Below are 26877 nucleotides of genomic sequence, written 5' to 3' on the forward strand. Positions count from 1 at the left end.
CCGGCGGATGTCCTGGCCCGGACGCCGGACCTCGGGGCGTCGAGCACGACCGGATGCGGTACATCATAGAGCACCAGACAGTCCATCTCATTGGACCAGGTCGAACCCAAGAAAGTGGCCGACCGGAAGTCAAAGACTTTCCGGCCGGCCACATACGTGTGCAAGCTTCGCGCTAGTGCGCCATCTCTTCCTTCAGCGCCTGGACGAAGGAGTCGACATCGTCCTCGGTGGTGTCGAAGGAGCACATCCAGCGGACATCGCCGGCCGCCTCGTCCCAGAAGTAGAAGCGGAAGCGCTTCTGCAGCCGCTCGCTCACATCGTGCGGCAGACGCGCGAAGACGGCGTTGGCCTGGACGGGATGAAGGATCTCCACACCGTCCAGGGTGCGTACGCCGTCGGCCAGCCGCTGGGCCATGGCATTGGCGTGCCGGGCGTTGCGCAGCCACAGATCGCGGGCGAGGAGCGCCTCCAACTGCACCGACACGAAGCGCATCTTGGACGCCAGCTGCATCGACAGCTTGCGCAGATGCTTCATATGACTCACGGCGTCCGGGTTGAGGACGACCACGGCCTCGCCGAACAGCATGCCGTTCTTGGTGCCGCCGTAGGACAGGACGTCGACGCCGACGGCGTTGGTGAAGGCGCGCATCGGCACATCCAGCGACGCGGCCGCGTTGGCTATCCGGGCCCCGTCGAGATGGACCTTCATGCCGTGCCCGTGGGCGTGGTCGACGATCGCCCGGATCTCCTCCACCGTGTAGACCGTGCCCAGTTCGGTGTTCTGGGTGATCGACACGACCTGCGGCATCGCCCGGTGCTCGTCGTCCCAGCCCCACGCCTGCCGGTCGATGAGCTCGGGCGTGAGCTTGCCGTCCGGAGTCGGTACGGTCAGCAGCTTCAGCCCGCCCATCCGCTCCGGCGCCCCGCCCTCGTCGACGTTGATGTGCGCCGACTCGGCACAGATCACCGCGCCCCAGCGGTCCGTGAGCGCCTGGAGCGCTGTGACGTTCGCGCCGGTGCCGTTGAAGACCGGGAAGGCCTCGGCCGTCGAGCCGAAGTGGCTGTGCATGACCCGCTGGAGGTGCTCGGTGTACACGTCCTCGCCGTAAGCGACCTGGTGACCGCCGTTGGCGAGCGCGAGCGCAGCCAGGATCTCGGGGTGGGCGCCGGCGTAGTTGTCGCTGGCGAAGCCCCGTACCGCTGGGTCGTGATGGCGTCGGGCGTCGGTCTTCGGCGGTGTCACGGCTTGGGCGTCAGCCACAGGCGCTGTCCATTCGCTTCCCGGGCGGGCCGGTCCCAGACTCCGGCGATGGCCTCGGCCAGTTCAGCCACGTCCGTGAAGCCCGCGAATTTCGCGTTCGGGCGCTCGGCGCGCATGGCGTCGTGCACGAGTGCCTTGACGATCAGGATGACAGCAGCAGCCTTGGGGCCGTCCTCGCCCCCCGCCTTGCGGAAGGCGTCGCCGAGGGCGAGCGTCCAGGCCTCGGCTGCGGCCTTGGATGCGGCGTAGGCGGCGTTGCCCTCAGTGGGCTTGCTCGCCCCGGACTGGCTGACCAGTACGAAGCGGCCCCTGTCGCTGCGCTGCAGCGGCTCCTGGAAGGCGAGGGAGGTGTGCTGAACCGTACGGATCAGCAGCTTCTCCAGGAAGGTCCAGTCGGCCAGTTCGGTCTCGGCGAAGGTGGCGCTGCCGCGCCAGCCGCCGACGAGATGGACCAGGCCGTCGATGCGGCCGAACTCCTTCTCGGTCTGGTTCACCCAGTCCCGCGTCGCGGCCAGGTCGAGCAGATCGACCGTGTCGCCGGTGACGGTCGCTCCGCCGTGCGCGTAGCGGGCGGCGTCGACCGCCTCGGCGAGGCGGGCCGTGTCCGCGTCGGAGGCCACGACGATCGCCCCGGCGTCGGCGAGCTTGAGCAGGGTGGCGCGGCCCGCAGGACCGGCCGCTCCGGCCACCGCGATCACGGCACCGTCCAGCGCCCCGTTGCCGTTGGTGTTCATAGACCTGGCCTCCTGGGTACGAGTGCTCACGCGGCTGCCTGCTCGACGCTCGCCGCGGTGATCCCCTTGGTGGAGGCGATCACGTTCTTCAGCTTCTTGGAGAGCGCCTCATAGAACATGCTGAGCGGAAACTCGTCAGGAAGCACGTCGTCGACAAGTTTGCGCGGCGGCTGCGTCAGATCGAGAGCATCGGGACCCTTGGCCCAGCGGGAGCCGGGGTGCGGCGCGAGGTACGTCGAGACCAGGTCGTACGCGGCGAACCAGTGCACGAGCTTGGGACGGTCGATGCCGTCGCGGTAGAGCTTCTCGATCTCGGCGCAGAGCTCGTTGGTGACCTGCGGGGCGCGGTCCCAGTCGATCTTCAGCTTGTTGTCGGTCCAGCGCACCACTTCGTGCTTGTGGAGGTACGCGAAGAGCAGCTGGCCGCCGAGACCGTCGTAGTTGCGCACCCGGTCGCCGGAGACCGGGAAGCGGAACATCCGGTCGAAGAGCACCGCGTACTGCACGTCGCGGCCGTGCCGGTTGCCCTCGGCATCCAGTTTCACGGCCTCCTTGAAGGCGGTGAGGTCGCAGCGCAGCTCCTCCAGGCCGTACATCCAGAACGGCTGGCGCTGCTTGATCATGAAGGGGTCGAAGGGCAGGTCGCCATGGCTGTGGGTGCGGTCGTGGACCATGTCCCAGAGCACGAAGGCCTGCTCGCAGCGCGACTGGTCGGCGACCATCTCGCTGATGTCCTCGGGGAGTTCGAGACCGAGGACGTGCACGGCCTCCTCGGTCACGGCGCGGAAGCGGGCCGCCTCGCGGTCGCAGAAAATGCCGCCCCAGGTGAAGCGCTCGGGGGCCTCGCGCACGGCGATCGTCTCCGGGAAGAGCACCGCGGAGTTGGTGTCGTAGCCCGCGGTGAAGTCCTCGAAGGTGATGCCGCAGAAGAGGGGGTTGTCGTAGCGGGTGCGCTCGAGCTCGGCGAGCCACTCGGGCCAGACCATGCGCAGCACGACCGCCTCGAAGTTGCGGTCCGGGTTGCCGTTCTGCGTGTACATGGGGAAGAGGACCAGATGCTGCAGTCCGTCGACTCGCGCCGCGGCAGGCTGGAAGGCGAGCAGCGAGTCCAGGAAGTCGGGGACGGTGAAGGTGCTGTCGGCCCACTTGTGCAGATCGGCGACGAGCGCGCGGTGGTAGGCGGCATCGTGCGGCAGCAGCGGGGACAGCTCTTCCACGGCGTCGATCACGCGGTCGAGCGCGGCCTCCACGGTGACACGGGCGGGGGCGCCCTCGGCGTCGAAGTCGATCGAGCCGTCCTTGGACTGCCAGGGGCGGATCTCCTCGACGGCACTCTTGAGCTTCGGCCAGGCCGGGTGCTCAATCACCGGGGCAGCAGGGGCAGCATTCGGTATGCCCCCTACTGCTGGATCCTGCACAAGAATTTCCGTCATGTCACTTCCTCCACAGGAGAACCTCGCGTCAAGACACCGTATCTGTGCATGGTTCTCCCGTACAAGTGAAGCTTTGGGAAATTATCCTGCCCCACCACATGATCACCGGAGGTTTTGCGGCCGACGCCCGTCAACCCGGGCATGACGCGCCCACGGGCGGGTGACACGGTTCACGCCACTGCGACGCCGACGGGCCCGCGGGCGTCGCGATGGGCAGAGCGGAGCACTCCACTCCCCCGCGCGCGAGCGGTCCCTTCGCGGAGGCGGGCCATTAGGCTGCGAGCTTGCCGTGCGGCTGCCGGGATGCGCCGCGCGGGAGCCGCAGTCGACGGAAGCGAGAGAATCTTGACTTTCCTCACCATCGGTCATCGCGGGGTCATGGGCGTCGAGCCGGAGAACACCCTGCGCTCCTTCATCCGTGCCGAACAGTCCGGCATGGACGCCATCGAACTGGATCTGCATCTCAGCAAGGACGGCGCGCTCGTCGTCATGCACGACGCGGACGTGGACCGTACGACCGACGGAAACGGACCGACCGACGGAAACGGACCGATCGCCGACAAGACCCTCGCCGAGCTGCGGGAGCTCGACGCGGGCGGCGGCGAGCGGGTGCCGGTCTTCGACGAGGTCCTCGACGCCGTACGAGCCCCCCTCCAGGTGGAGATCAAGGACGTGGCCGCCGCCCGGGCGCTCGCGGAGGTGATGCTCCGCCGCGATCTCGTCCACCGTGTCGAGGTGTCGTCCTTCCACGACGGCGCGATCGCCGAGATCGGGAGCATGGTGCCGGGCGTACGGACCGTGCTGGTCGCCAGCCGCTGGGGCGCCGACATCGCTGACCGCGCGAAGACCGTCGGCGCCGCCGCGCTCGCGCTGAACATCCGCAGGCTGACCCTGGAGACCGTCGAGCACGCGCACGCCGAAGGACTTCAGGTCATCGGCTGGGTCGTGAACACCCAGGACCATCTGCGGCTGGTGCGCGCGCTCGAACTCGACGGCGCGACCACCGACTTCCCCGAGATCCGGCGCACCGGCCGCTTCACGGCCTGAAGCCCTCTACGGCAGGTCCTTCACCAGGAGCTCGAAGGCGAGATCCTCGCGCTGCGGGATACCGAAGCGCTCGTCGCCGTACGGGAAGGGGCTCAGCTTTCCCGTACGGCGGTAACCGCGCCGCTCGTACCAGGCGATCAGCTCGTCCCGTACCGAGATCACGGTCATGTGCATCTCGCTCACACCCCAGCGCTCGCGCGCACTGCGCTCCGCCTCGGCGATGATCCGCCGGCCGAGGCCCCCGCCCTGCAGCTCGGGGCGGACGGCGAACATGCCGAAGTAGGCGGCCTCGCCGCGGTGTTCGAGCTGGCAGCAGGCAATCAGCTCACCGTCGCGCTCCACGACGAGCAGGGTGCTGCCGGAGGCGGTGATGACCTCGCGGACGCCTTCCGGGTCGGTGCGCCGGCCGTCGAGTATGTCCGCCTCGGTGGTCCAGCCGGTCCGGCTCGCGTCACCTCGGTACGCGGACTCGATCAGCGGGACGAGCGCCGGCACATCGGCCTCGACCGCGTCACGGTAGGTGAGCTCGCCGGAGTCCCGGAGTGGTGCGGTGTCCATGAAGTGGGCTCCCCTCTCGACTGTCTACAAGTGCCCCGAGACTAACCCGGGCCTCCCGATCCAGGCCCTGTCCGGCCGATCTTGCCGGGCTCGTCGACCGGAAGGACCTAGGCCGTGTCTGACAAATCTCGCCTGGTGCGCGGCGTCCGGCACGCACACTCGCTGCGTTGTCGGAGTCATCCAAGTACGTCCAGTACGAGGATGATCCTCCGCCTTGCGATTGCACGCACCGGACGCCGCGCACCCCGCCCTGCGGGCGGACGCCGCTATTTGTCAGACACGGCCTAGGGTTCGGCCATGGTTCATGTGCTCAGCAGCCGGATCCTCCTGCGTCCCGCCGACCCCGAGCGGTCCCGGCGTTTCTACGGGCAGACGCTCAGCCTGCCGGTCTACCGCGAGTTCGGCACCGGCCCCGAGCGGGGCACGGTCTACTTCCTCGGCGGCGGTTTTCTGGAGGTGTCGGGGCGCTCTGCGGACGCCCCGTCGCCGACCGTGCTGTTGTGGCTCCAGGTCGAGGACGCGGCCGCCGTGCACGCCGAGCTCTCCGGGCTCGGCGTCGAGGTGCTGCGGCCGCCGGTGCGTGAGCCGTGGGGGCTGATCGAGATGTGGATCGCCGACCCGGACGGGCACCGCATCGCGATCGTCGAGGTCCCCGCCGATCATCCGCTGCGCCATCGGCCCTGACGGCCGCGTGCGCCCGCTCGCACCACCGTCCGTGCTCCCTGCGCACCCCTGTGCGCTCGCGTAGGCCTCTCGGGAGCCGGGCATCGCCCCCTTGACTCAGTCTGAGGGGGAGGTACGCCGTGCACGGACCCGCGGTGTCCGGCTGGCTGCTCGTGACCCTGTGCGGGGCGACCGGCGCCTACTGCCTGGTGCGGATGCGCAGTTGTTCCGGTCAGGCGCGCGAGGCTGCCTGCGGCGAGGCCATGATGGGGCTGGGGATGGCGGCGATGGCGGTGCCTGCTGCCGTGTTCGCGCTGCCCCGGTGGGTGTGGGTGATGTACGCGACGGTGTTCGGCGCCGCCGCGCTGCGCGCCCTCTTACCCTCCCGGCGCAGCACTCACCATCTGCACCATCTCGTCGGCTCACTCGCGATGGTCTATATGGCGGTGGCCATGCCGTCGGGCGCCGGGGCGCACGCCGGGCATCAGGCCGCCGGAATCCCCCTGCTCACCGGCGGACTGCTGGCGTACTACACCGTGTATGTCTTGCGCTCGGGCGTCCGGCTGGTGCCTCCGGCACCCCCCGCGGGCGGCGCGGCGGCAGTCTCCCTGGGCGCCCGTCCCGAACTGGCGCCGGCCTGCAGACTCGCGATGGGCCTCGCCATGCTGGCGATGCTGCTCACGCTCTGAGTCCCGCCTCTGTGAGCCTCCGCGGGCACACGACACCGAAACCGTGTCGTACGTCACTTGGGACGCGCGGCCATACCCGCAAGTAGCCCCGCGCTCATAGGCTGACACCATGTTGGTCTCCCTCGTGCTGCTGGGTCTCGGCGCACTGGCCGCCGTCCTGGCCCCGCGACTCGTGTCGCGCGCCGACTGGCCGGAGCGGGAGCCCGTGGTGGCACTGTGGGTCTGGCAGTGCGTGGTGGCGGCCGTACTGCTCTGCTTCGCCCTCTCCATGACCTTCAGCGCGGCAGCGGCCTGGCAGCTCGTACGCGGCCAGGTCTTCGCGTCCGCGCCGCACCGCGTGATGGAGGCGTACGCCCTCGGCGCGGGCGAACCGTACTCCGCCGTCCTCGCCGTGATCCTGGCCGCCTGCGGGTTGTGGACCGGCGCGATGCTCACCCGGGAGATCTACCGGTCCCACGTCCGGCGCAAGCGGCGGCGCACGGAACTGCTCGTGCGCTCCCCCCTGATGCCGGGCGAGGAGCCGGGCAGCGAACCGCTCGTCGTCCTGGAGGGCGAGCGGCCCGACGCCTGGTGGCTGCCGGGAGCCGCGCCCCAACTGGTCATCACCACGGCCGCGTTGCGCCGGCTGAAGGGCCGCCGGCTCGATGCCGTACTGGCGCACGAGCAGGGGCACGCGCGAGCCAGGCACGACTGGCTGCTGCACTGTTCCGCCGCGCTCGCCTACGGCTTTCCGCAGATCCCGGTGTTCGCGGCGTTCCGCGACGAGATGCACCGCCTGGTCGAGTTGGCCGCCGACGATGTCGCCTCCCGGCGCTTCGGCCGGCTGACGATCGCGCTGGCGCTGGTCGAACTCAACGAGGACCGTGGGGTGTTCGGGCCCTGCCCCACCCCCGACGCCCAGCTGCCGCAGCGGGTGAACCGGCTGCTCATGCCGGTGCCGCGGCTGACCGCGGGCAGGCGGCTGCGGCTGACGGCGGCCGCCGCACTGGTTCCGGTGGTCCCGCTGCTGGTGGCCTTCGTGCCCGGACTGCGCGCGCTGGGATAGCCGTATGCGGCCGTCGGCGGCGAAGATCTTCCCCATGCATCTCCCGCGCCCAGCACAGCCCACCCCGCCGGCGCCCGTCCCGTTCTCGGCAGCCGCCCGAGTGGCAGCGGTGCTCGGCGCCCTCGCGGCGCTGCTGCTGACCCTGGTCGCGATCCCGTGGGCTCCCCTCATCTCCTTCGACCGGACGATCACGGACGCACTGCACCGCTCGGCGGTGGCCGAGCCAGGGCTGACCCGGGTCAACCGGGTGCTCACGGACTGGGTCTGGGACCCGTGGACGATGCGCGCGCTGATCGCCGTCGCGGTCCTGTGGCTGCTGTGGCGCAGACAGTGGCTGCTCGCCGCGTGGATCGCGCTGACGAGCGCGGTGGGCACCCAAGTCCAGCAGGGGCTCAAGGCCGCCGTCGGCCGCGAGCGGCCGCGGTGGTCCGATCCGGTCGCCACGGCGCACTACGCCGCCTTCCCCTCCGGCCATGCGATGACGGCCATGGTCACCTGCGGGCTGCTGCTGTGGCTGCTCAGGCGGTACGGAGGCCGGGGCCTGCTCTGGAAGGTGAGTGTCGTGGCCGCAGCCGTGTCCGTCGCAGGGGTGGGTTTCACGCGGCTCTACCTCGGCGTGCACTGGCCCTCCGACGTACTCGGCGGCTGGCTGCTCGGCGCCTGCTGGGTGGCCCTTGCCATCGCGGTGTACGAACGTGTGGTCTTGTCCCGGGAACGCTGATCCCGGAAGGATCGCGGTCATGGCGATCAAGGGTGTGCTCTTCGACTTCTCCGGAACCCTCTTCCGCATCGAGTCGGTGCGGGACTGGCTGCAGGCGGTTCTGGACGAACGCGGCAGCCGTCAGTCCGAGGCCGAACTGGACAGGTACGCCGAGCAGTTGGCGGCCGCCGGGGCGCTGCCGGGCGGTTCGTACCCGCAGCGGATGCCCTCCCGGCTCGCCGAACTGTGGGCGACCCGCGACGAGAGCGCGGAGCGGCACCGTGCCGCCTACACCGGGCTCGCCCGCCAGGTGGAGCTGCCCGACCCGGGTCTGTACGACGCGCTCTACGAACGTCATATGACGCCCGCCGCCTGGCGCCCCTACCCCGACGCTGCCGAGGTGCTGCGCACGCTGCGGGAGCGGGGCGTGGGCATCGCAGTGGTCAGCAACATCGGCTGGGACCCGCGGCCTGTCTTCCGTGCCCATGGCCTCGACCTGTGGGTGGACGCGTATGTGCTGTCGTACGAGCACGGAGTGCAGAAGCCGGACATACGGCTCTTCCGCGCGGCCTGCGAGGCGCTGGGCCAGGACCCGGCCGATGTCCTGATGGTCGGCGACGACCGGCGCGCGGACGGCGGGGCCGCGGATCTGGGATGCGCTGTCCACTTCGTGGACCATCTTCCGGTCGCGGACCGGCCGGCGGGCCTGCTGCCGGTACTCGGACTCGTCGAGTGAAAGGGGCACAGGGTTACGAAAGGCGACAAAACGACGCACAGGACCACGCTCAAGACACGCCAAAGCTACCCAAACCGGACGATCCCCCGCGTCGCCCGGTTCGGGCAGCACCCCCGCTGACCAGGCCCTGAAGACCTCCCAGCGGGACACGTTGAGTATACTGGCTCGGAGCCAGTCAACGCAGGAGTTAAGCATGTCCCCGCGGAGCGCATCGGTCAATGAAGAGCTTCGTCGGCGTTCCCGGGAGCGGCTTCTCCAGGCAACCGTGGAGCTGGTCGGAGAGCGCGGATACGAAGCCACGACGCTCGGCGACATCGCCGACAGAGCGGGCTCGGCGCGCGGCCTGGTCTCGTACTACTTCCCAGGGAAACGACAGCTCCTGCAGTCGGCCGTGCATCGCCTGATGCATCTCACCCTCGATGCGGCACTGGAACGCGAGCCCCGCACCGACGACGGACGGGAGCGGCTGGCGCGGGCGATCGACGCGATTCTCGGGCTGGCGGTCGACCATCCCGTACTGATGCGTACGCACATGTCGGGGGTGCTGCAGGCCGACGGGTTCAGGCAGTGCCCGGAGCAGCAGCGTCTGGCGGCGCTGTTGCGCGGCACGGTGGAGCGGTACGGCTCGCAGAACGTCGACGCCGACTATCCGCTGCTGCGGGCGCTGCTGATGGGAGCGGTCTTCGCGATCCTGCTGCCCGGCGTGCCGATGCCGCCGTCGCGACTGCGCGCGGAGCTGTTCCAGCGATACGGGCTGGAGTGGGAGCTCGGCGTTCCGCCGGACGACGAGCCGCCCGGCGGAACCCTTGATGACACCGTTCTCGAGCCGCTTGCTCAGTCGCGGTCGAAGTCGTCGAAGTAGTCGGGCTGGGTCTGGACATTGAGCTCGTCCATCCGCACCCGCTTCGCCGGATCCGTCCGCCGGTCGTCGAGCTTCAGCACGTCGAAGCCCTTGGCGATGTCGTTCGAGTAGATGTAGCCGTTGTAGTAGTACGCCGACCAGGAGCCGCCGCTCACCATCGTGTCCGCGCTGAGCGGGCCACGCTCGAAGTAGGCGATCTCCCTGGGCTTGCTGGAGTTGGTGAAGTCCCAGACGGAGACGCCACCCTGGTACCAGGCCTGGACCATGATGTCGCGGCCCTTGACCGGGATCAGCGAGCCGTTGTGGGCCACGCAGTTCTCGGTGTCCGCCTGGTGCCGGGGGATCTTGTAGTAGCTGCGGAAGACGAGCTTGCGGTTCTCGCCCCTGCCGACGATGTCGTAGATGCCGTCGGCGCCGCGGTTCGGACCGATCGCGGCGTTGCAGGTGGCCGCGCCGCCGCCGCCGAGCTCGTCGGTGAAGATGACCTTGTTGGCCTTCTGGTTGAAGGTCGCCGAGTGCCAGAACGCGAAGTTCACATTGTCCTGGACCTGGTCGATGACCTTCGGGTGCTCCGGATCCTCGATGTCGAACAGGATGCCGTCACCCATGCAGGCACCGGCGGCCATGTCCTTGGAGGGGAGCACCGTGATGTCGTGGCAGCCGGTGGTCTTGGAGACGCCGGGGTTGGTGGGCCCGCCGGGGTTTCCGCCCCCGTCGGGGCCCTCACCCGGGAAGAGCACCGGGAAGTTGACGACGGCCGCCTTCTCGGGGGACCTGCGCGGCACCTTGATGACGGAGATTCCGTCGTGGGGCGGCCGGCAGTCCGGGAAGGTGGCGTTCGGCGAGTACGAGGCCACGTAGATGTAGACGTTGCGGCGCTTCGGCACCAGCGTGTGCGTGTGGGAGCCGCACGCGGTCTCGACGGCCGCGACGTACTTCGGGTTGCGCTTGTCGCTGATGTCGAAGATCTTCATGCCCTCCCAGGACGACTTCTCCGTCGCGGGCTGCGAGGTGCTGCTGCAGGAGTTGTCGCTGCGCGAGGAGTCGGTGGAGAGGAAGAGCAGGTCACCGGAGACTGAGACGTCGTTCTGCGATCCCGGGCACAGGACCTGCGCGACCGTCGTGGGGGCCTTGGGGTTGCTGATGTCGAGGATCCGGAAGCCGTCGTAGTTGCCGGCGTAGGCGTACTTGCCCTGGAAGGCCAGGTCCGAGTTGGTGCCCTTGAGGGCGTCCTTGGGGATGTTGACGAGGTGTTCGATGTTGTCGCTGTGGACGACCGCGTCCACAGGGGGTATCTCGCCGCTCTGGATGGCCGACTTGGTGGCGGCGGCCTGTTCCGACGAGATCGCTGCCTGGGCGGGGGTGTCCCCAGGGTCCGGCGTGGCGGCCGCGGGTCCGGCCGTCAGCAGGGTGGCGAGGAGCCCGGCCGCGGCTGCCGCCACGCCCAGCCGTCTGCGCCGCACTCGGGTGGTGTGCAACAGGGTCACTGAGGTGTCCTCCCTTGTATCCGTTCGCAGTTGAACGGTTGACGGACCCCGGCAGTATCTTCCTTTCCATGTACATCTCAACAGATGGCAACAGAGACTTAATGAAAGTCCTTGATCAACCACGTGCGGAAGAGTGCTAAGACCGTCCCCGAACAACCCAAGTGCCACAGGAGGTCACCGTGTTGAACCGTCACAGGACCGCGCGTGTCCGCAGACCGGTCCTCGCTGGCGCGGTCGCTGTCGCCGTACTCGCCCTGGGCGCCTGCGAGTCGGACTCCGGCGCTCCGGACAAGGCCAAGGGGGGTGCCGGACCATCAGTGGTGGCGCCCGGCAAGCCGGGCGAACCGGCCAGGACACTCTCCGCCGAAGAGGCCGGGAAGGCCGCCCCCGACGACTCCCCCAACTCGGCGGACTTCTCCTACGCGCAGATGATGATCACGCACCACGGCCAGGCACTGCAGATGACCGCCCTGGCACCGGAGCGGGCGGGATCCACGCAGGTCAAGCGACTGGCGGAGCGCATAGCGGCCGCACAGAAGCCGGAGATGGCCGCGATGGCGGGCTGGCTGAAAACCAACGGAGCGGACAAGGGCAAGGGGGGACCGGGCAGCCACGACCACTCTCACGCGGCGATGCCGGGGATGGCCACCGCCGCCCAACTCGCCCAGCTGCGCGCCGCGAAGGGCACCGCCTTCGACGAACTCTTCCTGAAACTGATGATCACTCACCACCAGGGCGCGCTCACCATGGCCACCGACGTCCTCTCGGACGGCAACAACGTCCTGATCGAGGAGATGGCCAACGATGTGATCGCCCAGCAGACCAGCGAGATCAACCGGATGCGCTCGATGTGACGGACAGCCGCGAGGGGCAGGGACTCAGCGGGTACGGCGGCGGTTGTGGCGGGGCGCGAGATAGCCCTCGTCCCGGGCGCCCGCGATGAGCCGGAGCGATTTGCGGCGGCTGCGTCCGGTCACGGCCATCACCGCGAGCACGGGGTCGCGCCCCTCCAGCTGCGCGGCCCGGTAGGCGTCGGCGGCAAGCCGTCGGCCGGCGCTGCCGCGCACCACGACGGGTCGGCGACGGCGGGCCGGGGAGCCGCGCGAGGGTGCCGCCTCGACCGGCGGTTCGGGCAGCCGCTCGGTGACCCCGCAGGCGTCTTCGAGGGGCTCCTCGATCCGGTCGGCGAGCACCGCAAGGCTCTCCAGGGGCAGCGGTGGGTCGGCCCGCAGGTCCTCGATGGCGATCCGCCCGTCGTCGACGACGGCGAGTACATCGATACGGGCGCCGTCGGCGAAGGCCAGCCGGACGTTGAACCAGGGCGGCCGGATCGCGTGGCCGCCGGGTTCCGAGGTGACCCTCCCGGCGCCCTGCAGCTCCCAGACGGGCGGGTAGGGCAGCGCCCCATTCGGGCCATACTGATCATTACTGGTAAGAAACGTAGTTTCTTGCACAATTAACACGTAACCAGCCAAATAGTCCGCTTCCGCCGCGGCACGCACGCCGCACCGCACCAAGGCACCCCGTCAGCTCATCTCCCCAGCCCCGCACCCCGGTGCGATGCTGGAGTCCCCTGCGGGAAGGAGCGCAGCTGTGCTTCGCGTCGCCGTTGTCGGATCGGGACCCAGCGGGGTCTACGCCGCGCAGGATCTCGTCCAGCAGAGCCGGGTGCCGGATGTGCGGGTCCACGTGCTCGACCGGCTCCCCTGCCCCTACGGACTCGTGCGCTACGGGGTCGCGCCCGACCACGAGAAGATCAAGTCGCTGCAGAACAATCTCCGCACCGTGCTGGAGCACGACCGGATCGACTTCATCGGCAATGTGGAGGTCGGGGCGCACGGGCTCGGGCCGCAGCAGCTCCTGGAGCTCTATCACGCGGTCGTGTACTGCGTAGGGGCCGCCAGGGACCGCAGGCTCGGCATTCCCGGCGAGGATCTGCCGGGCAGCCACTCGGCCACCGACTTCGTGTCCTGGTACAGCGCGCACCCTGACGCGGCGGGCAACGGCTTTGCGCTCGCGGCCCGTTCGGCCGTCGTGATCGGCGTCGGGAACGTGGCCGTGGACGTGGCCCGGATCCTGGCGCGGGGCGCGGACGAGCTGCGCCCCACCGACGTTCCGCAGGCGGCGCTCGGAGCGCTCGCGCTCAGCCAGGTGCGCGAGGTGCACATGGTGGGCAGGCGCGGACCCTCGCAGGCGAAGTTCACCACCAAGGAGCTGCGGGAACTGGGCACGCTGCCCTCGGCGGACGTCATGGTCGAGCCCGATGACCTGGCTCTGGATCCGGCGTACGAGGACGCCCCGGCCGCGGCCGCGCTGCCCGCGGTCAACCGGCGCAACCTCGATGTCGTACGCGGCTGGGCCGTACAGCCCTCCCAGGGCCGGGAGCGGCGCATCCATCTGCGGTTCTTCCTGCGTCCGGTGGAGCTGCTGGAGCGGATGGGGCGGGTCGGCGGCGTACGGTTCGAGCGCACTGTTCCGGACGGCGAGGGGGGCGTGCGGGGCACCGGGGCGTACGAGGAGATCGAGGCGCAATTGGTGCTGCGGGCGGTCGGCTACCGCGGTGTGCCGCTGCCCGGGCTGCCCTTCGACGAGCGGCACGGCACGGTGCCGCATGCCGCGGGGCGGGTGCTGCGGGACGGGGTTGCTTCGCCCGGCGAGTACGTCGCGGGCTGGATCAAGCGGGGGCCCACCGGGGTGATCGGCACGAACAGGCCGTGCGCCAAGGAGACGGTGAACTCGCTGCTCGACGACGCGGCGGCGCTGGCACTGCTCCCGGTCGCGGCGGATCCGCTCGCCGTGCTGCGGGAGTCCGGGCACCGTCCCGTCCAGTGGCCGGGCTGGCTGGCGATCGAGGTGGCCGAGGCGGCGCTGGGGCGGACGCTGGGCCGGCGGTCCGTCAAGATCCCTGACTGGTCGGGGCTGTTGACGGCAGCGGGCGTGCGGGGCGGGTGAGCCGACGGGGGCGGCCTTCGGCCGCATGCCCTCGGACGCCGGACGGGCTTGAGAGCCTGGTCCTGTCCGGTCGATCGAGCCCGGCAGGATCGGCCGGACAGGACCTGGTCCTCCGCCGCCGCGAGCGCGCTGTCCAGCAGCCCGGGGAACCGTGCGTCCAGGTCCTCGCGCCGCGGCCCGTTCATCTTGGCCGTGCCCCGAAGGCAGTGCCGCGCGGGCGCCGAGCGGTGGCGGGTGGCAGGATCACCGCGGACCGAAAGGAGCTGCCTCATGTCCCGGCGCGGAGCTGAGCTCGACGAACTCGACCGTAAGATCATCGCGGCGCTGATGGCCGATGCCCGCGCGAGCCTGCGGGAGATCGGTGTGTCCATCGGCCTCTCGGCGCCCGCCGTGAAACGCCGGGTCGACCGGCTGCGGGAGCAAGAGGTGATCGCCGGTTTCACCACCGTGGTGAAACCCTCGGCGCTGGGCTGGCACACCGAGGCGTACGTGGAGGTGTTCTGCGACGACGCCGCTCCGCCGCGAAGGCTGGCGGAGGTGGTCCGCAATCACCCCGAGATCCAGTCGGCCGTGACGGTGACGGGCCGGGCGGACGCGATCCTGCACATCAGGGCGCTGGATGTGGCGCACTTCGAGGACGTCCTGGAACGCATCCGGTCGGAGTCCTTCGTGAAGGCCACCAACAGCTTCATCGTGCTCAACCACCTGCTGCCGAGCAGCCCCGAGGCCGGAACCGGACGCATCTCGCCGGAGATGACGTAACAAGTGGTGGCTCCGGGCCCCGGAGACGCAACATAGTTGCGAGTGCACGCAACTCATTCGTCTTGTTGCTGTGCGTCACCCTCTCTAGCGTGGTGAGCATCCCCCGTCCGAGGAAAGGAAGCCGAGGATGCCGCCCACCCGAACTGCGAAGCAGCGCCGGTACCTTGTCTGCCCTCCGGAGCACTTCGACGTCCGGTACGCCATCAACCCCTGGATGACTTCACTGGAGCCGGTCGACGTCCCGCTGGCCCATAAGCAGTGGGACGCGCTCGTATCCCTGTATCGCGAGCTGGGGCACACCGTCGAAACGGTGGAGCCGGTCGCGGATCTTCCCGACATGGTGTTCGCGGCCAATTCGGCGCTCGTTCTGGACGGCCGGGCATTCGGCGCGCAATTCCACGCACCGCAGCGGCAGCCGGAGGCCGGCCACTACCGGACCTGGTTCGAAGACGCCGGTTTCGAGACGCTCGTTCCGTCCCACACCTGCGAAGGGGAAGGTGACTTCACCCCGGTGGGCGGGTTCATTCTCGCGGGTACGGGATTTCGTACCCTCCCCGCGGCTCACCACGAGGCGCAGGAATTCTTCGGCACGCCGACCGTGAGCCTGCATCTGGTGGATCCGCATTTCTACCATCTGGACACGGCACTCTTCGGGCTCGACGACAGCAACATCGCCTACTATCCGGGCGCTTTCTCGAACGGCAGCCAAAAGGTCCTCAAGAAGCTCTTCCCCGACGCCGTCATATCCACCCGGGATGACGCGCTGGCCTTTGGGCTCAACTCCATATCGGACGGCCGCCATGTGGTGATGGCGCAGGACGCGACGGGCCTCATGGAGAGCGTCGCGGCGCACGGTTACGAGCCCATTCCCGTGGATCTCTCGGAGTTCCGAAAGGCGGGCGGCGGGGCGAAGTGCTGCACTCAGGAGCTCCGCGGGTAGCGTTCGACTCCTCCTTAAGGCGGGGCCAGGCACCACGCCACGGGGCAGCGCGTTCCGGCACATCGCCGGAACGCGCTGCCCCTCGCCCGTTCGGTAGAGCCGCGCATGCGCGCGTGCGTAGCCGACCTCTTTCTGGCGCTGCCGCTTCAGGTCCGGCCGGCCGGCGGCGAGGTGGCCGGCCGGCGGCCACGGCGCTGCTGTTCGCGGCGTCGGGTCTGAGCACCATCCTGTTCCAGACCCGGGTCACCGCGTGGTGCGCGGCGAGGATGGCTCCCGGACGGGCGCTCACCTGGGGGCTAGTCACGATGGGCGCCGCGTTCGAGCCACTGCTCGCCGCCGCACCGCTGTCTGTGCCACAGGGGGAGCCGGTGGGTGGCTGTCGGCCTGCGTGCCACCGGTGCTCTCGGCGCTGCTGCTGGCATTCGGCACGATGATCACGTACCCCTTCGAGATGGACACCATCGTCCGGCTCTCGTGAGACCGCCTTGTCGCCACCCACTACGGGCTCTGCAACACGGTCTGCGGCATCGGCATCACCCTCGGGAATCTGCTCACCGGCGCGTCGCTGGATGCCTCGCGGGCAGCCGGTGTCCCGGCGCTGCCGTGGCTCGCGCTTCTCAGCCTCGGGCTCGGCTGCGCCGCGGCACTGCGCAGGCTGAACCGCTCCGGCAGGCTCACCCGCGCGGCACCGATGAGTTCCGGACCCAGGCAACGTCTCCACTGAGGACGTCCGTACCAAGGAGGTACATCGTGTTGCTCGAGAACAGGAACGCCGTCGTCTACGGAGGGGGCGGCGCGATCGGCGGGGCGGTCGCCCGCGCCTTCGCCCGCGAGGGAGCCCGGGTCCATCTCGCCGGGCGCACCGGCAAGGGCCTGGAGGAGGTGGCCGAGTCCATCCGATCCGCCGGCGGCCGGGCCGACACGGATCAGGTCGACGCCCTCGACGAGGCGGCGGTGGACCGGTTCACGGACGCGGTGGTCGAGCGGGCCGGGAGCCTCGATGTCTCCTTCAGCCTCATCTCGTTCGGGGAGGTCCAGGGGATCGCGCTCACCGAGATCTCCCTGGCGGACTTCGAGCGTCCCGTGCACAACGCCGTACGCGCGATGTTCCTGACCGCAAGGTCCGCGGCTCGGCACATGATCTTGCAGAAGTCCGGCGTGATCCTTGCGTTCGGCGGCTACGGCGACCCGCCCCGCGCGCACCTGATGGGCGGGTTCCAGGTGGCGTTCGGAGCCATGGAGTCGCTTCGACGGAATCTCGCTGTCGAACTGGGGCCGCACGGCATCCGCGTCCTCACGCTCCAGACGGGCGGCGTGCCCGAGACGATCCCCGAGGGCTTGGACTACCGAGATGCCATCACCGACGAGATCGCCGGGCAGACGATGCTGGGGCGGGCGGCCTCGCTGGACGACGTGGGCAATGCGGCGGTCTTCGCCGCCTCGGACATGGCCCGCTCGATGACCGCTACGGCTCTCAACATCACAGGCGGCTCGGTCGTCGACTGAAGCCCTCACTCACCAACATCCCCAACGGGCTGACCTGCACGAAGCCCCGTCCACGAGCCACTGTCAGTGGGCAGGTGCAGACTGGCCCGTATCCGCGACAGAGTCGTCCTGGAGGCAGTAGGCCATGACCGATGTACTTCTGACCGTAGGCACACGAAAAGGGCTCTTCATCGGCCGCAGGCGCGGCGGCACATGGGAGTTCGACGGCCCGCACTTCAACGCTCAGGCCGTGTACTCGATCGGGATCGACACCCGCCGTTCCGTGCCCCGACTGCTGGTCGGGGGCGACAGCGCGCACTGGGGCCCCTCGGTGTTCCACTCCGACGACCTCGGCGCGACATGGATCGAGCCGCCGAAACCGGCCGTGAAATTCCCCAAGGACACGGGAGCCTCGCTGGAGCGGGTCTGGCAGCTGCATCCGGCCGGTCCTTCCACGCCGGATGTGGTGTACGCGGGGACGGAGCCCGCCGCGCTGTTCCGCTCGGACGACGGCGGCGAGACCTTCGAGCTCGTACGGCCGCTGTGGGAGCACCCGAGCCGCTCCCAGTGGGTGCCGGGCGGCGGCGGTGAGGCGGTGCACACAGTGGTGACCGACCGCAGGGATCCGGAGTCGGTGACGGTCGCCGTGTCGACGGCCGGGGTGTTCCGCTCCAAGGACGGCGGCGCGAGCTGGGCCCCGTCCAATCAGGGGGTGTCGGCGGTCTTTCTGCCCGACCCCGACCCGGAGTTCGGCCAGTGCGTCCACAAGATCGCGCAGGACGCGGGCGATCTGGACCGGCTGTATCTGCAGAACCACTGGGGCGTGTACCGAAGCGACGACGGGGGCGCCAAGTGGACCGACATCGGTGAGGGCCTGCCGTCCGACTTCGGATTCGCGGTGGCCGCCCATCCGCACCGCCCCGGCACGGCCTATGTCTTCCCGATCACGGCCGACGCGGACCGCGTGCCCGCCGGGCGCCGCTGTCGCGTCTACCGTACGAACGATGCGGGCAGCAGCTGGGAGGCGCTGGCGGCCGGGCTGCCCGAGGGCGACCATTTCGGCACCGTGCTGCGCGACGCCCTGTGCACCGACGACTCGGATCCGGCCGGGGTGTACTTCGGCAATCGCAATGGCGAGGTGTACGCCAGCGCGGACGACGGTGACAGCTGGCAGCTGCTCGCCTCCCATCTGCCGGATGTGCTCTGTGTTCGGGCGGTGGCCATGGCGTGAGACGGGCATCGCCGCACCAGTAGAGTGACGCCCCGTGGCAGCACGACCGTTGAAAGAAATCGTCGAGCCGGGCTGGGCGGACGCCCTCGCGCCGGTGGCCGAACGCATCGCCGGGATGGGCGACTTCCTGCGCGCGGAGATCGCCGCGGGACGCACCTATCTGCCGGCCGGACCGAATGTGCTGCGGGCATTCCAGCAGCCCTTCGAAGACGTGCGTGTCCTGATCGTCGGTCAGGATCCGTATCCGACGCCAGGGCATGCCGTGGGGCTGAGCTTCTCGGTGGCGCCCGATGTGCGGCCGGTGCCCGGCAGCCTGGACAACATCTTCCGGGAGATGCACGCGGACCTGGGACACCCTCGGCCGGCCAACGGCGACCTCACGCCCTGGACCCGGCAGGGTGTGCTGCTGCTCAACAGGGCGCTCACCACCGCGCCCCGCAAGCCCGCCGCCCACCGCGGCAAGGGCTGGGAAGAGGTGACCGAGCAGGCCATCGTGGCGCTTGCCGCGCGCGGCAAGCCGCTGGTGTCCGTGCTGTGGGGACGTGATGCCCGCAATCTGCGTCCGCTGCTCGGCGATCTCCCGGCGATCGAGTCCTCGCACCCCTCCCCCATGTCCGCCGACCGCGGCTTCTTCGGCTCCCGCCCCTTCAGCCGCGCCAATGAACTCCTCGAACGCCAGGGGGCGCGGCCGGTCGACTGGCGGCTTCCGTGACCGTTCGCCGCGGCCAGTGGGTGCTCGGGGTGGACTCCGGCGGCTCCGGGCTGCGCGCGGCGCTTGCCGACGCGGCCGATCCGGGGCGTCTGGAGACCGCCGAGTCCCACGAACCCGTGCGGACGGGCAGCGGCGGGATCGACGCGCAGCATCTGCTGGATCAGTTGCTTCCGATGGCTCGTGCGCTGCTGGAGCGGACCGGTGGTGGCTCCCTGTCGGCCGTCGCGATCGGCGCCGCCGGGATGGCGACGCTCGGCGGCCCCCTGCGTGCCGAACTCCCCGCCGCACTGGACCGGTCGCTGGGCGTACGGCGTCTGGCGCTCGCCGCCGACGCGGTCACCGCGTACGCGGGGGCACTCGGCCAGCGCCCGGGAGCCGTGGTCGCCGCGGGCACCGGCATGATCGCGACGGGCACGGATCTTCGGGCGTGGCACCGGGCGGACGGCTGGGGCCATCTGCTGGGCGACTGCGGGGGCGGGGCGTGGATCGGCCGGGCCGGTCTGGAGGCCGCGCTGCGCGCCCACGACGGGCGGCGTGGCGGTTCGTCCGGGCTGCTGACCAGGATGGAGTCGGTTTTCGGTCCGGCACAGGAGCTGCCGGGACTGCTGTATCCGCGCTCCGACCGGCCCGCGGTGCTCGCCTCCTTCGCGCCGGAGGTCGCCGGGTGCGCCGCGGCCGGTGACGAGGTGTCGGCGGGGATCCTCGCGGCGGCCGCACAGCATATCGCGGAGGCGGCCGCGGCCGCCTGCCCGCCCGTGTCGGAGGATCCGCAAGGATCCCAAGTCGCCCTCACCGGCGGATTGTTGAAACTGGGCGAGCCGCTCCTGACGCCGCTGAGGGCAGAACTGGCTGGTCAACTACCCCATGCGCGGCTCGTGTCCGCGGCCGGTGATCCGCTCTCCGGCGCGGTGCTTCTGGCGGCCGCGCTCGCCACCGATTCGCTGCTGCTGCCACGCCATCCCACGCTGTTGCACGCACCGGCAGAGCCGCACAGGTGAGGCGTACTGCATTCATCGGATAAATGCGGACAGATAACGCTTGACTGCCCCCTCCCCGAACGGAGGAGCACACAAAACCAGTAGCATGCGGCGCCATGAGCTCCCCCACTGGGCCGGCATCCGGCCTGCCTGTACGAATGCCGCGACCCCGCCAGTCAGGGCGGCACCGCCGCCCGGAACCCGTGGCGGCTCCCGAGGGTGCGCCCGCGCTGGTTCTCGCCGTGCCCGGCGCTCCCGCGCCCGCCACGCGCAGCCTGGCCGAAGAGGTCATAAGCATTGCCCGTTCCGAGCTGCCCGGCCTCGATGTCGGCATCGGCTACCTGGACGGCGACGACGCCCAGTACCCCACGCTCGCGACCGTCCTCGCCCAGAACGCCGCCCGGCGCACCGAGCGCTACGAGATCGCGAAGGCCGCCGGCCGTGAAGTGGCCGCGCCCGAAGGGCCCGCCGCCGTGGTGGTGCCGCTCCTCGCCGGTCCCGACAACGCCCTGATGCGCCGGATCCGCCAGGCCGTCATGGACAGCCGTTCCGCCGCCGAGCTGACCGATGTCCTCGGCCCGCACCCGCTGCTCGCCGAGGCCCTGCACGTCCGGCTCTCGGAGGCCGGACTGGCGCGCGCCGACCGTGCCCGGCTGTTCACCGTGGCCACCGCCGCCGACGGCATCATTCTGGCCACGGTCGGCGGCGAGGAGGCCGTCCAGGCCGCCGGGATCACCGGCATGCTGCTGGCCGCGCGCCTCGCGGTGCCGGTGATGGCTGCCGCGCTCGACCAGCAGGGCGCGGTCGGCGCGATCGCCGAGCAGCTGCGTGGCTCCGGCTCGGTGCAGCTCGCGCTTGCCCCGTATCTCGTCGGTCCCGAGCTGTCCGAGGGCCTGCTCGACGCCGCTGCGAAGGAGGCCGGCTGCGCCGCCGCCGAGGCGCTCGGCGCCTACCCGGCGATCGGCAAGCTGGTCCTGTCGCAGTACACGACCGCGCTGGGCATCGCCCCGCCTCAGGGCTCGCCCTCGCTCTGACCGTCCGGCGGTCTGCCGTACCTGCGCGGAAGGGCCCGCACCATCGAACGGTGCGGGCCCTTCGGCAGGACGCGGCCGGGTGCGGGCGTCCGTACCGCTCAGGCGAAGATCACGCAGGAAGCCGCAGGGGCGGCCAGGGAGCCCGCCCTGTGCGGCACGCCGGTGTCCGGGTCGATGTCGAACCAGGTGACGTCCCCGGAGCGCTCATTGGCGGCGTACAGCCTGCGTCCCGTGGGGTCGAGGGCCAGATCGCGCGGCCAGTGTCCGCCGCACGGCACGGTGGTGACCAGCTCCGCCTGCTCGCGTGTCTCGTCGAGCGTGAGGACGGCGATGCTGTCGTGGCCGCGGTTGGCGGTCCAGAGGTGGCGTCCGTCGTGCGAGACGACCACCTCGGACGGATAGACGGGCCCCGCCAGGCCGGGCGGCAGCACGGACTGCTCGCCGAGTGGTTCCAGCACACCGGCGTCCGCGTCCCAGCGGCAGACGGTGAGGGTCGGCTCCAGTTCGTTCAGGACATAGGCGTGGCTGCCCGCCGGGTGGAAGGCGAGGTGGCGCGGCCCCGTCCCCGGGCGCAGCGCGGTCTCGCCGTGGAGCGTCAGCTCGCCGGCCACTGGGTCGAGTGCGCAGATCCGTACGCTGTCGGTGCCGAGGTCGACCGCGAGCACCCATCGCCCGCTCGGGTCGGGCAGCACCTGGTGGGCGTGCGGGCTGCGTTGGCGCTCCGGGTCGGGGCCCGTGCCCTCGTGCTGCAGGACGCCGGTTGCCGCGCCCGGCTCCCCGGCGGTCCCGAGCGGGAGCACGCTGACGCTGCCCGAGCTGTAGTTGGCGGTCACCAAGTGGCCTTCGGCGAGCGCGAGATGCGTTGGCCCCTCGCCGCACACCGGGACCCTGGAGCCGACGGGCCTCGGCGAGGGTCCGTCGATGTCGAAGGCGGCGACCGCGCCCTCCTGCGTCTCGGAGACGGCGTAGAGGACCGGACCGCGGAGCCCGATCGCGAGGGCGAGATACGAGGGGTCGGCGAGGGCGTCGCTCACTCCCGTCTCCGTCAGCCCGCCGGTCTCCCCGTCGACGGTGGCCGCGATTATCCCGCGGCCACCGGCCGAGGTGAACGACCCGATGAATGCCCGCCCCGCGCTTGCCTCGCCCACAGCGTGTCCCCTCTCCGCCCTCTGGTTGCTTGCCGCGGGGCCGACAGTAGCAGTCGGTCTAGACCAATCCTTCTACCCGCTCCCTTCGCCGCGGGCGCGCGCCTGTGCCTCCGGGTGGTGCACGTAGGCGGGACGCCACTGCGTCGGGTCGTAGGTCCGGTGGAACACGGGCGTCGCGGAGCCCGACATCGGCGGCACGATCCACGACCAGTCGGCGCCCACGCCGCGGCCGCGGCTCTGCTCGCGGTCCACATGGGTCAGGAAGCGACGCGATTCCGTGTGGTGGTCGGTGACGGTGACTCCCGCGCGGTCGAAGGAGTGCAGCACCGCCCGGTTCAGCTCGACCAGCGCCCGGTCCTTCCACAGGGAACGGTCGTCGGCGGTGTCGAAGCCCAGCCGTTCGGCGATACGGGGCAGTTGGTCGTAGCGGTCGGTGTCGGCGAGATTGCGCGCGCCGATCTCGGTGCCCATGTACCAGCCGTTGAAGGGAGCCGCCGGGTAGCAGATCCCGCCGATCTCCAGGCACATGTTCGCGATCGCGGGCACTGCGTGCCAGCGCAGCCCCAGGTCCGCGTACCAGCTCTCCTCCGGGTGGTGCAGCTCCACTTCGAGCACGGCGTCGCGCGGCAGTTCGAAGAAGCGCGGCTTGCCGTCGCCGTCCTCGATGACCAGGGGCAGCAGGTCGAAGGGCGTGCCGGGCCCGCCGGCCCAGCCGAGCCGGAGTGCGAAGTCGGTGAGCCCGGCATTGCGCGGATCGCCGACGGCGGGCCCCTGTGCGGGGGCGTAGCCCGCGTACCGCACGAGCTGCTCGTTCCAGATCCGCGGTCCGGGCCTGCCGGGCGCGTCCGGGGCGAACACGGTTATCAGGGGGCGGATGCGGCCGCCGTTGGTGGCCACCCGCAGATGCTCCACGGACTCACGTGCCACGGAGTCGGCGTCGTCGATGTGCCGGCGGTCGCGTATGCGCAGCGAGCGCCAGTACAGACGGCCGATGCAGCGGTTGCTGTTGCGCCAGGCCACACGCGCGCCGTAGACGAGTTCGGCCCGGGTGTGGCGGTAGGTGCCGGTCGTGTCGATCTCCGCCCGTACGGCGGCGATCCGGGCTTCCGGGTCCCCCACTGCCTCCTCCCGGTGGAAGAGCCGGATGAAGTCCTCGGCCTCCTTGCGCAGTTCGGTGTCCGTGGCGGACGCGAGCGGCTCGGTGTGGCTCACCGGGCAGTGCGCCGCGGCAGACGGAGCCGGCTCCGGTCTTTCCCTATGTGCTCCGCCACTTGCTCCGTCACGTGCTCCGTTCCGGCGCAGATACCTGAGTAGAGACTTCCGCATGGTGCGCACCCCCTGGGTCCCACAGGACGTACGTGGATGCCGCTCTGGTTACCCCCCGAACACACTGATCTACCCTGTGTGTGCCGGTGGAATGTGCCCCGCCCAAGGGCTGTGCGGCGGTTCCCCAGGTCAGGCGGGCACGAGAGGGGCACGCGGAGAGGTACGCAGGGGCGCGTCGAGTTCGCCGAGCGCCTGCTCGAGTGCCTCAAGGTGCGTGAGCGCGGCCTCGGCCCCGGGGTGGTGCCGCGGCGCCGGTACGGAGTGGGCGTGGACCTTCGTCTGCCGGGTGGCGGGCGGCACCAGGGCGTGCACGGCTGCTTCGACGCGGCTGCACGCGGCGGCGAGCCGTGCGTCGTGGGACGCGTCGGGGTCGGCGGCCACGGCGGTCAGGCCGCGCACCTCGCGCGCGCAGTCGTCGAGCAGCCCGATCACCTGGCGGGCACGTGCCTTGCGGGCCCGCAGCGGACTGAGCGGGTGGACGAGCGGCGCGAGGGAGAGCCGTACGCGCCCCAGCAGCACCTCCAGTTCGGCGGCGAGCGGCGCGGGGTCGGCCTGCTCGTCCCCCGCCAGCCGTCGCGCAGCCTCGGTGGTGCAGCCGTGGACGCAACTCAGCGCCCGCCGGATCCAGGCGTCGGTCGCGGCATGCGTGGTCACAGGCAGGATCAGCGCGACACCGAGTGCCGCGCCGAGGGCGCCGACCGCCGTCTCCTGGAGGCGGAGCAGCAGCAGGCCCGGATGCAGGACACCGAGGAGTCCGTACAGCAGACCGGCCATGACGGTGACGAAGAACATCATCCAGCTGTACGAGGGCGCGGCCGTGTAGAAGATGCCGAAGACGCACACCGCGACCAGGGCGGCGGTGGGCGCGGGCGCGCCCGCGAGCGGGATGGCGATCAGCAGACCGGCGGCGATACCCGTGACGGTCCCGACGACGCGGCGGAAGCCCCGTACGAGCGTCTCGCCGCGCGAGGCGGTGTTGACGAAGATCCACCAGGCCGTGCCGACGGCCCAGTACCAGCGGTCCGGCGAGATCAGCTGCCCGGCGGCCAGCGCGACGGCGCACGCGAAGGTCGCCTGGAAGGCCTGGCGGGTGGTGAGGCGGGCGAGTCGGCGGCCGGGGAGCGGTGCCGGTGCGGCGGGCGCAGGCGTACGCCGCTCGATGCACCACAGCCCGAAGCGGACGGCCGACGAGGCGGTGACGGCCAGCGCGACCGCTCCGTACAGCTCCGGCAGCTGGGCCGGGAGCGCGTGCAGGAACTGGGTGACGAAGAACATCATGAAGGCGAAGATCCCCAGCGCATGTCCGCGCGGGCCCCATCGCCTGGCGTAGACACCGCCGAAGACCACCGCGAGCCAGGCGGCGGCGCGCAGCAGCGGCTGATCGTGCAGGGTCGTCGCGAGCGCGAGTACGGGGAAACCGGCGGCGGGCAGCAGGGCGGTGGTGACCGCCTGGCCGCGCACGCTGGTGTCGGCGACGGTGAACAGCGCGAGCATCGCTGCCAGACCGCCGGTGATGGAGGCGACGAGGGAGAGACCGGCGAGCTCGGCGGCGGCGACCGCGAGGCTCACGCCGAGCACTGCGCGTGTCGAGACGCGCAGCCGTACGCGCCCCGGATCGGGGGCGACGAACATCCTCTTCACACCGGTCAGGCTCTTCACCGCGGCCGTCCCGCCCCCTTGCTGTTCGACTTGCTGCGCGGACACGCTCCGCGGACATGGCAAAGGCGCCGCGGGTCCGGTCCGGCTCCGTCGCCGTTCCGGCGCTGCGCGGCGCCGTCTCTCCCCAGAGGAAAGCATCACGGAGGACACCGGCTCAACTCGACCGCCATGGGGTGGGCCATTGGTACAGTTCCAGTCGGCAAATCCGTACCAGAGGGAGACCAGCGGACCATGGCGGTGGACGCTCTCGACACCCGGATCCTGCGGCTGCTGATGGAGCAGCCGCGCACCAGCGTGCGTGAGTACGCCCGGATTCTGGGCATCGCTCGCGGCACCGTCCAGGCCCGGATCGACCGGATGGAGCGGGAGGGCGTGATCACCGGCACCGGCCCGTACCTCTCCCCCGCCGCGCTTGGGCACCCGGTGCTCGCGTTCGTCCATATCGAGGTCACCCAGGGGCATCTGGACGACGTCGGCGACGCGCTCGCCGCCGTACCCGAGATCATTGAGGCCTTCTCGATCACCGGCGGCGGGGATCTGATCACCAGGGTCGCCGCGCGGGACAACGGTCATCTCGAAGACGTCATCCAGCGGCTCATCCAGCTGCCTGGCGTGGTGCGCACGCGTACCGAGATGGCGCTGCGCGAGCGGGTGCCGCACCGGCTGCTGCCGCTGGTCGAGGCGGTGGGCCGGGCGGCCGGCGCGGCACGGTGAGCCACGCCTTGGCATCCTGGAGCGCATGGGCATCGTGCGCACCGCTTCGGTCATCTTCGATCTCGACGGAACACTTGTGGACAGCGAGCCGAACTACTACGAGGCGGGGCGCAGGCTCCTGGCCCAGTACGGCGTGGGGGACTTCAGCTGGGAGCACCACACGCGATTCATCGGCATCGGGACGCGGGAGACCCTGGAGATCCTGCGCGGGGAGTACGGGATCGACGCTCCGGTCGACGAACTGCTCGCCGGGAAGAACCGGAACTATCTGGAGCTGGCCCGGGCCTCGACGGACGTGTTCCCCGAGATGCGGAAGTTCGTGGAGCTGCTGCACACGGAGGAAGTGCCGATGGCGGTGGCCTCGGGCTCCTCACGCGCCGCCATCGAGGCGGTCCTGGCGGGCACCGGTCTGGACGCGTTCATCACCACGGCCGTCTCCGCGGAGGAGGTCGCGCGGGGCAAGCCGGAGCCCGACGTATTCGTGGAGGCCGCGCGCCGCCTGGGTGCCGCTCCCGCCGACTGCGTGGTCCTGGAGGACGCGGCTCCGGGCGCGGCGGCCGCGCATGCGGCGGGCATGCGCTGCATCGCCGTTCCCTACGTCCCCGAGACGGCCGGCGAACCGGCCTTCGGGGCGGCGGGGCTGCTTTTCGCCGGCGGGCAGGGCGAGTTCACGGCGCGGGCGGCGTACGACTGGCTGCGGTCGGCACAGGCCTGACGCCGCG

Annotated in this window: 27 protein-coding genes and 2 pseudogenes; 19 read left to right on the top strand and 10 right to left on the bottom strand. The window is 70.6% G+C overall.

Translation table 11 applies throughout. The features are described 5' to 3' along the window. Nucleotides 1-172 precede the first annotated feature (172 nt). Genes OOK40_RS30810 through OOK40_RS30820 form a run of 3 tightly spaced genes read right to left on the bottom strand, consistent with a single transcriptional unit; the run spans nucleotide 173 to nucleotide 3428 of the window. Entirely contained in the window at nucleotides 173-1243 is a 1071-nt protein-coding gene (locus OOK40_RS30810) for a low specificity L-threonine aldolase (protein WP_323136139.1), read from the bottom strand. Then, a complete protein-coding gene (locus OOK40_RS30815) occupies nucleotides 1240-1995 on the bottom strand; it encodes an SDR family NAD(P)-dependent oxidoreductase (protein WP_266488089.1) in 756 nt (251 codons plus the stop codon). Before OOK40_RS30815 ends, OOK40_RS30810 begins: the two co-directional genes overlap by 4 nt. Before the next feature lie 26 nt (nucleotides 1996-2021). Further along, nucleotides 2022-3428 carry a DUF6421 family protein gene (locus OOK40_RS30820; RefSeq protein WP_266488091.1) on the bottom strand — a complete coding sequence of 469 codons (1407 nt, stop codon included), beginning with the start codon at nucleotides 3426-3428 and terminating at the stop codon, nucleotides 2022-2024. Nucleotides 3429-3773: 345 nt separating this feature from the next. On the opposite strand from OOK40_RS30820, the gene OOK40_RS30825 reads away from it, so the two are divergent. Continuing rightward, a complete protein-coding gene (locus OOK40_RS30825) occupies nucleotides 3774-4475 on the top strand; it encodes a glycerophosphodiester phosphodiesterase family protein (RefSeq protein WP_266488093.1) in 702 nt (233 codons plus the stop codon). A 6-nt stretch (nucleotides 4476-4481) separates the two neighbouring features. On the opposite strand, the gene OOK40_RS30830 is transcribed toward OOK40_RS30825, so the two are convergent. Continuing rightward, nucleotides 4482-5033, bottom strand: a complete 552-nt coding sequence (locus tag OOK40_RS30830; protein ID WP_266488094.1) for a GNAT family N-acetyltransferase — start codon at nucleotides 5031-5033, stop codon at nucleotides 4482-4484. Nucleotides 5034-5330: 297 nt separating this feature from the next. Between OOK40_RS30830 and OOK40_RS30835 the strand changes: the two genes are divergently transcribed. The 6 genes from OOK40_RS30835 (at nucleotide 5331) to OOK40_RS30860 (ending at nucleotide 9728) form a co-directional block, all read left to right on the top strand. Next, nucleotides 5331-5717 carry a VOC family protein gene (locus tag OOK40_RS30835; RefSeq protein WP_266488097.1) on the top strand — a complete coding sequence of 129 codons (387 nt, stop codon included), beginning with the start codon at nucleotides 5331-5333 and terminating at the stop codon, nucleotides 5715-5717. A gap of 119 nt (nucleotides 5718-5836) precedes the next feature. Next, nucleotides 5837-6385: a DUF5134 domain-containing protein gene (locus OOK40_RS30840; RefSeq protein ID WP_266488099.1), complete on the top strand. Its 549-nt coding sequence runs from the start codon at nucleotides 5837-5839 to the stop codon at nucleotides 6383-6385. Between the two features lie 109 nt (nucleotides 6386-6494). Next, nucleotides 6495-7430, top strand: coding sequence for a M56 family metallopeptidase (locus tag OOK40_RS30845; protein ID WP_266488101.1), 936 nt, complete (start codon nucleotides 6495-6497; stop codon nucleotides 7428-7430). 34 nt (nucleotides 7431-7464) lie between these two features. Continuing rightward, nucleotides 7465-8151, top strand: coding sequence for a phosphatase PAP2 family protein (locus OOK40_RS30850; RefSeq protein WP_266488104.1), 687 nt, complete (start codon nucleotides 7465-7467; stop codon nucleotides 8149-8151). Nucleotides 8152-8170: 19 nt separating this feature from the next. Then, the gene (locus OOK40_RS30855; protein WP_266488106.1) at nucleotides 8171-8866 is read left to right on the top strand and encodes an HAD family hydrolase; all 696 of its coding nucleotides are present in this window, start codon (nucleotides 8171-8173) and stop codon (nucleotides 8864-8866) included. 193 nt (nucleotides 8867-9059) lie between these two features. Beyond that, nucleotides 9060-9728, top strand: a complete 669-nt coding sequence (locus OOK40_RS30860; RefSeq protein ID WP_266488108.1) for a TetR/AcrR family transcriptional regulator — start codon at nucleotides 9060-9062, stop codon at nucleotides 9726-9728. Here the strand turns inward: OOK40_RS30860 and OOK40_RS30865 are convergent. After that, entirely contained in the window at nucleotides 9701-11215 is a 1515-nt protein-coding gene (locus tag OOK40_RS30865; RefSeq protein ID WP_266488110.1) for an LVIVD repeat-containing protein, read from the bottom strand. The genes OOK40_RS30860 and OOK40_RS30865 overlap by 28 nt on opposite strands. A 179-nt stretch (nucleotides 11216-11394) precedes the next feature. Between OOK40_RS30865 and OOK40_RS30870 the strand changes: the two genes are divergently transcribed. Beyond that, nucleotides 11395-12069 (top strand): DUF305 domain-containing protein, encoded by a 675-nt coding sequence (locus OOK40_RS30870; RefSeq protein ID WP_266488113.1) that lies wholly within the window; start codon nucleotides 11395-11397, stop codon nucleotides 12067-12069. 24 nt (nucleotides 12070-12093) lie between these two features. On the opposite strand, the gene OOK40_RS30875 is transcribed toward OOK40_RS30870, so the two are convergent. Continuing rightward, nucleotides 12094-12669 (bottom strand): DUF6214 family protein, encoded by a 576-nt coding sequence (locus OOK40_RS30875; protein WP_266488115.1) that lies wholly within the window; start codon nucleotides 12667-12669, stop codon nucleotides 12094-12096. A gap of 139 nt (nucleotides 12670-12808) precedes the next feature. Between OOK40_RS30875 and OOK40_RS30880 the strand changes: the two genes are divergently transcribed. Next, on the top strand, nucleotides 12809-14167 hold the full coding sequence (locus tag OOK40_RS30880) for an FAD-dependent oxidoreductase (RefSeq protein WP_266488116.1): 1359 nt from the start codon (nucleotides 12809-12811) through the stop codon (nucleotides 14165-14167). A 104-nt stretch (nucleotides 14168-14271) separates the two neighbouring features. Here the strand turns inward: OOK40_RS30880 and OOK40_RS30885 are convergent. Next, nucleotides 14272-14367: pseudogene (locus OOK40_RS30885) on the bottom strand (transcriptional regulator); the annotation flags it as partial. A 70-nt stretch (nucleotides 14368-14437) separates the two neighbouring features. Here OOK40_RS30885 and OOK40_RS30890 point away from each other — a divergent pair. From OOK40_RS30890 to OOK40_RS30925, 8 genes and pseudogenes are all read left to right on the top strand, one after another. Beyond that, on the top strand, nucleotides 14438-14929 hold the full coding sequence (locus OOK40_RS30890; RefSeq protein ID WP_266488118.1) for an Lrp/AsnC family transcriptional regulator: 492 nt from the start codon (nucleotides 14438-14440) through the stop codon (nucleotides 14927-14929). Between the two features lie 127 nt (nucleotides 14930-15056). After that, nucleotides 15057-15869 (top strand): dimethylargininase, encoded by an 813-nt coding sequence (gene ddaH, locus OOK40_RS30895; RefSeq protein WP_266488120.1) that lies wholly within the window; start codon nucleotides 15057-15059, stop codon nucleotides 15867-15869. 126 nt (nucleotides 15870-15995) lie between these two features. Beyond that, nucleotides 15996-16593, top strand: a pseudogene (locus tag OOK40_RS30900) (MFS transporter); the annotation flags it as partial. Nucleotides 16594-16619: 26 nt separating this feature from the next. Continuing rightward, the gene (locus tag OOK40_RS30905; RefSeq protein WP_266488123.1) at nucleotides 16620-17375 is read left to right on the top strand and encodes an SDR family NAD(P)-dependent oxidoreductase; all 756 of its coding nucleotides are present in this window, start codon (nucleotides 16620-16622) and stop codon (nucleotides 17373-17375) included. Between the two features lie 124 nt (nucleotides 17376-17499). Next, nucleotides 17500-18585 (top strand): sialidase family protein, encoded by a 1086-nt coding sequence (locus tag OOK40_RS30910; protein ID WP_266488125.1) that lies wholly within the window; start codon nucleotides 17500-17502, stop codon nucleotides 18583-18585. A 34-nt stretch (nucleotides 18586-18619) separates the two neighbouring features. Further along, complete coding sequence (locus OOK40_RS30915) at nucleotides 18620-19297, top strand: uracil-DNA glycosylase (RefSeq protein WP_266488127.1); 678 nt, start codon at nucleotides 18620-18622, stop codon at nucleotides 19295-19297. Beyond that, nucleotides 19294-20295, top strand: coding sequence for an N-acetylglucosamine kinase (locus OOK40_RS30920; protein WP_266488129.1), 1002 nt, complete (start codon nucleotides 19294-19296; stop codon nucleotides 20293-20295). The genes OOK40_RS30915 and OOK40_RS30920 overlap by 4 nt, the downstream gene beginning before the upstream one ends. 95 nt (nucleotides 20296-20390) lie before the next feature. Beyond that, nucleotides 20391-21308: a sirohydrochlorin chelatase gene (locus OOK40_RS30925; RefSeq protein WP_266488131.1), complete on the top strand. Its 918-nt coding sequence runs from the start codon at nucleotides 20391-20393 to the stop codon at nucleotides 21306-21308. A 98-nt stretch (nucleotides 21309-21406) separates the two neighbouring features. Here OOK40_RS30925 and OOK40_RS30930 read toward each other — a convergent pair whose 3' ends face one another. The 3 genes from OOK40_RS30930 to OOK40_RS30940 all read right to left on the bottom strand — a co-directional run bounded on the left by OOK40_RS30930 (nucleotide 21407) and on the right by OOK40_RS30940 (nucleotide 25414). Next, the gene (locus OOK40_RS30930) at nucleotides 21407-22456 is read right to left on the bottom strand and encodes a lactonase family protein (RefSeq protein WP_266488133.1); all 1050 of its coding nucleotides are present in this window, start codon (nucleotides 22454-22456) and stop codon (nucleotides 21407-21409) included. A gap of 72 nt (nucleotides 22457-22528) precedes the next feature. Further along, on the bottom strand, nucleotides 22529-23668 hold the full coding sequence (locus OOK40_RS30935; RefSeq protein WP_266488135.1) for a nitric oxide synthase oxygenase: 1140 nt from the start codon (nucleotides 23666-23668) through the stop codon (nucleotides 22529-22531). 243 nt (nucleotides 23669-23911) lie between these two features. After that, entirely contained in the window at nucleotides 23912-25414 is a 1503-nt protein-coding gene (locus OOK40_RS30940) for an FUSC family protein (protein WP_266488537.1), read from the bottom strand. Between the two features lie 258 nt (nucleotides 25415-25672). Between OOK40_RS30940 and OOK40_RS30945 the strand changes: the two genes are divergently transcribed. After that, nucleotides 25673-26155 (top strand): Lrp/AsnC family transcriptional regulator, encoded by a 483-nt coding sequence (locus OOK40_RS30945; protein ID WP_266488138.1) that lies wholly within the window; start codon nucleotides 25673-25675, stop codon nucleotides 26153-26155. 25 nt (nucleotides 26156-26180) lie between these two features. After that, nucleotides 26181-26870, top strand: a complete 690-nt coding sequence (locus tag OOK40_RS30950; RefSeq protein WP_266488139.1) for an HAD family phosphatase — start codon at nucleotides 26181-26183, stop codon at nucleotides 26868-26870. Nucleotides 26871-26877 lie beyond the last annotated feature (7 nt).

This window comes from Streptomyces sp. NBC_01481, assembly GCF_026339995.1.
Classification (GTDB): Bacteria; Actinomycetota; Actinomycetes; order Streptomycetales; family Streptomycetaceae; genus Streptomyces.

Excerpts from the sequence above, each read along its gene's own strand:
- OOK40_RS30910 (WP_266488125.1), top strand. The coding sequence starts at position 17,500 with ATGACCGATGTACTTCTGACCGTAGGCACACGAAAAGGGCTCTTCATC.
- OOK40_RS30855 (WP_266488106.1), top strand. The coding sequence starts at position 8,171 with ATGGCGATCAAGGGTGTGCTCTTCGACTTCTCCGGAACCCTCTTCCGC.
- OOK40_RS30945 (WP_266488138.1), top strand. The coding sequence starts at position 25,673 with ATGGCGGTGGACGCTCTCGACACCCGGATCCTGCGGCTGCTGATGGAG.
- OOK40_RS30815 (WP_266488089.1), bottom strand. The coding sequence starts at position 1,995 with ATGAACACCAACGGCAACGGGGCGCTGGACGGTGCCGTGATCGCGGTG.
- OOK40_RS30830 (WP_266488094.1), bottom strand. The coding sequence starts at position 5,033 with ATGGACACCGCACCACTCCGGGACTCCGGCGAGCTCACCTACCGTGAC.
- OOK40_RS30820 (WP_266488091.1), bottom strand. The coding sequence starts at position 3,428 with ATGACGGAAATTCTTGTGCAGGATCCAGCAGTAGGGGGCATACCGAAT.
- OOK40_RS30890 (WP_266488118.1), top strand. The coding sequence starts at position 14,438 with ATGTCCCGGCGCGGAGCTGAGCTCGACGAACTCGACCGTAAGATCATC.
- OOK40_RS30940 (WP_266488537.1), bottom strand. The coding sequence starts at position 25,414 with ATGTTCGTCGCCCCCGATCCGGGGCGCGTACGGCTGCGCGTCTCGACA.
- OOK40_RS30860 (WP_266488108.1), top strand. The coding sequence starts at position 9,060 with ATGTCCCCGCGGAGCGCATCGGTCAATGAAGAGCTTCGTCGGCGTTCC.
- OOK40_RS30845 (WP_266488101.1), top strand. The coding sequence starts at position 6,495 with ATGTTGGTCTCCCTCGTGCTGCTGGGTCTCGGCGCACTGGCCGCCGTC.
- OOK40_RS30950 (WP_266488139.1), top strand. The coding sequence starts at position 26,181 with ATGGGCATCGTGCGCACCGCTTCGGTCATCTTCGATCTCGACGGAACA.
- OOK40_RS30850 (WP_266488104.1), top strand. The coding sequence starts at position 7,465 with ATGCATCTCCCGCGCCCAGCACAGCCCACCCCGCCGGCGCCCGTCCCG.
- OOK40_RS30925 (WP_266488131.1), top strand. The coding sequence starts at position 20,391 with ATGAGCTCCCCCACTGGGCCGGCATCCGGCCTGCCTGTACGAATGCCG.
- OOK40_RS30835 (WP_266488097.1), top strand. The coding sequence starts at position 5,331 with ATGGTTCATGTGCTCAGCAGCCGGATCCTCCTGCGTCCCGCCGACCCC.
- ddaH (WP_266488120.1), top strand. The coding sequence starts at position 15,057 with ATGCCGCCCACCCGAACTGCGAAGCAGCGCCGGTACCTTGTCTGCCCT.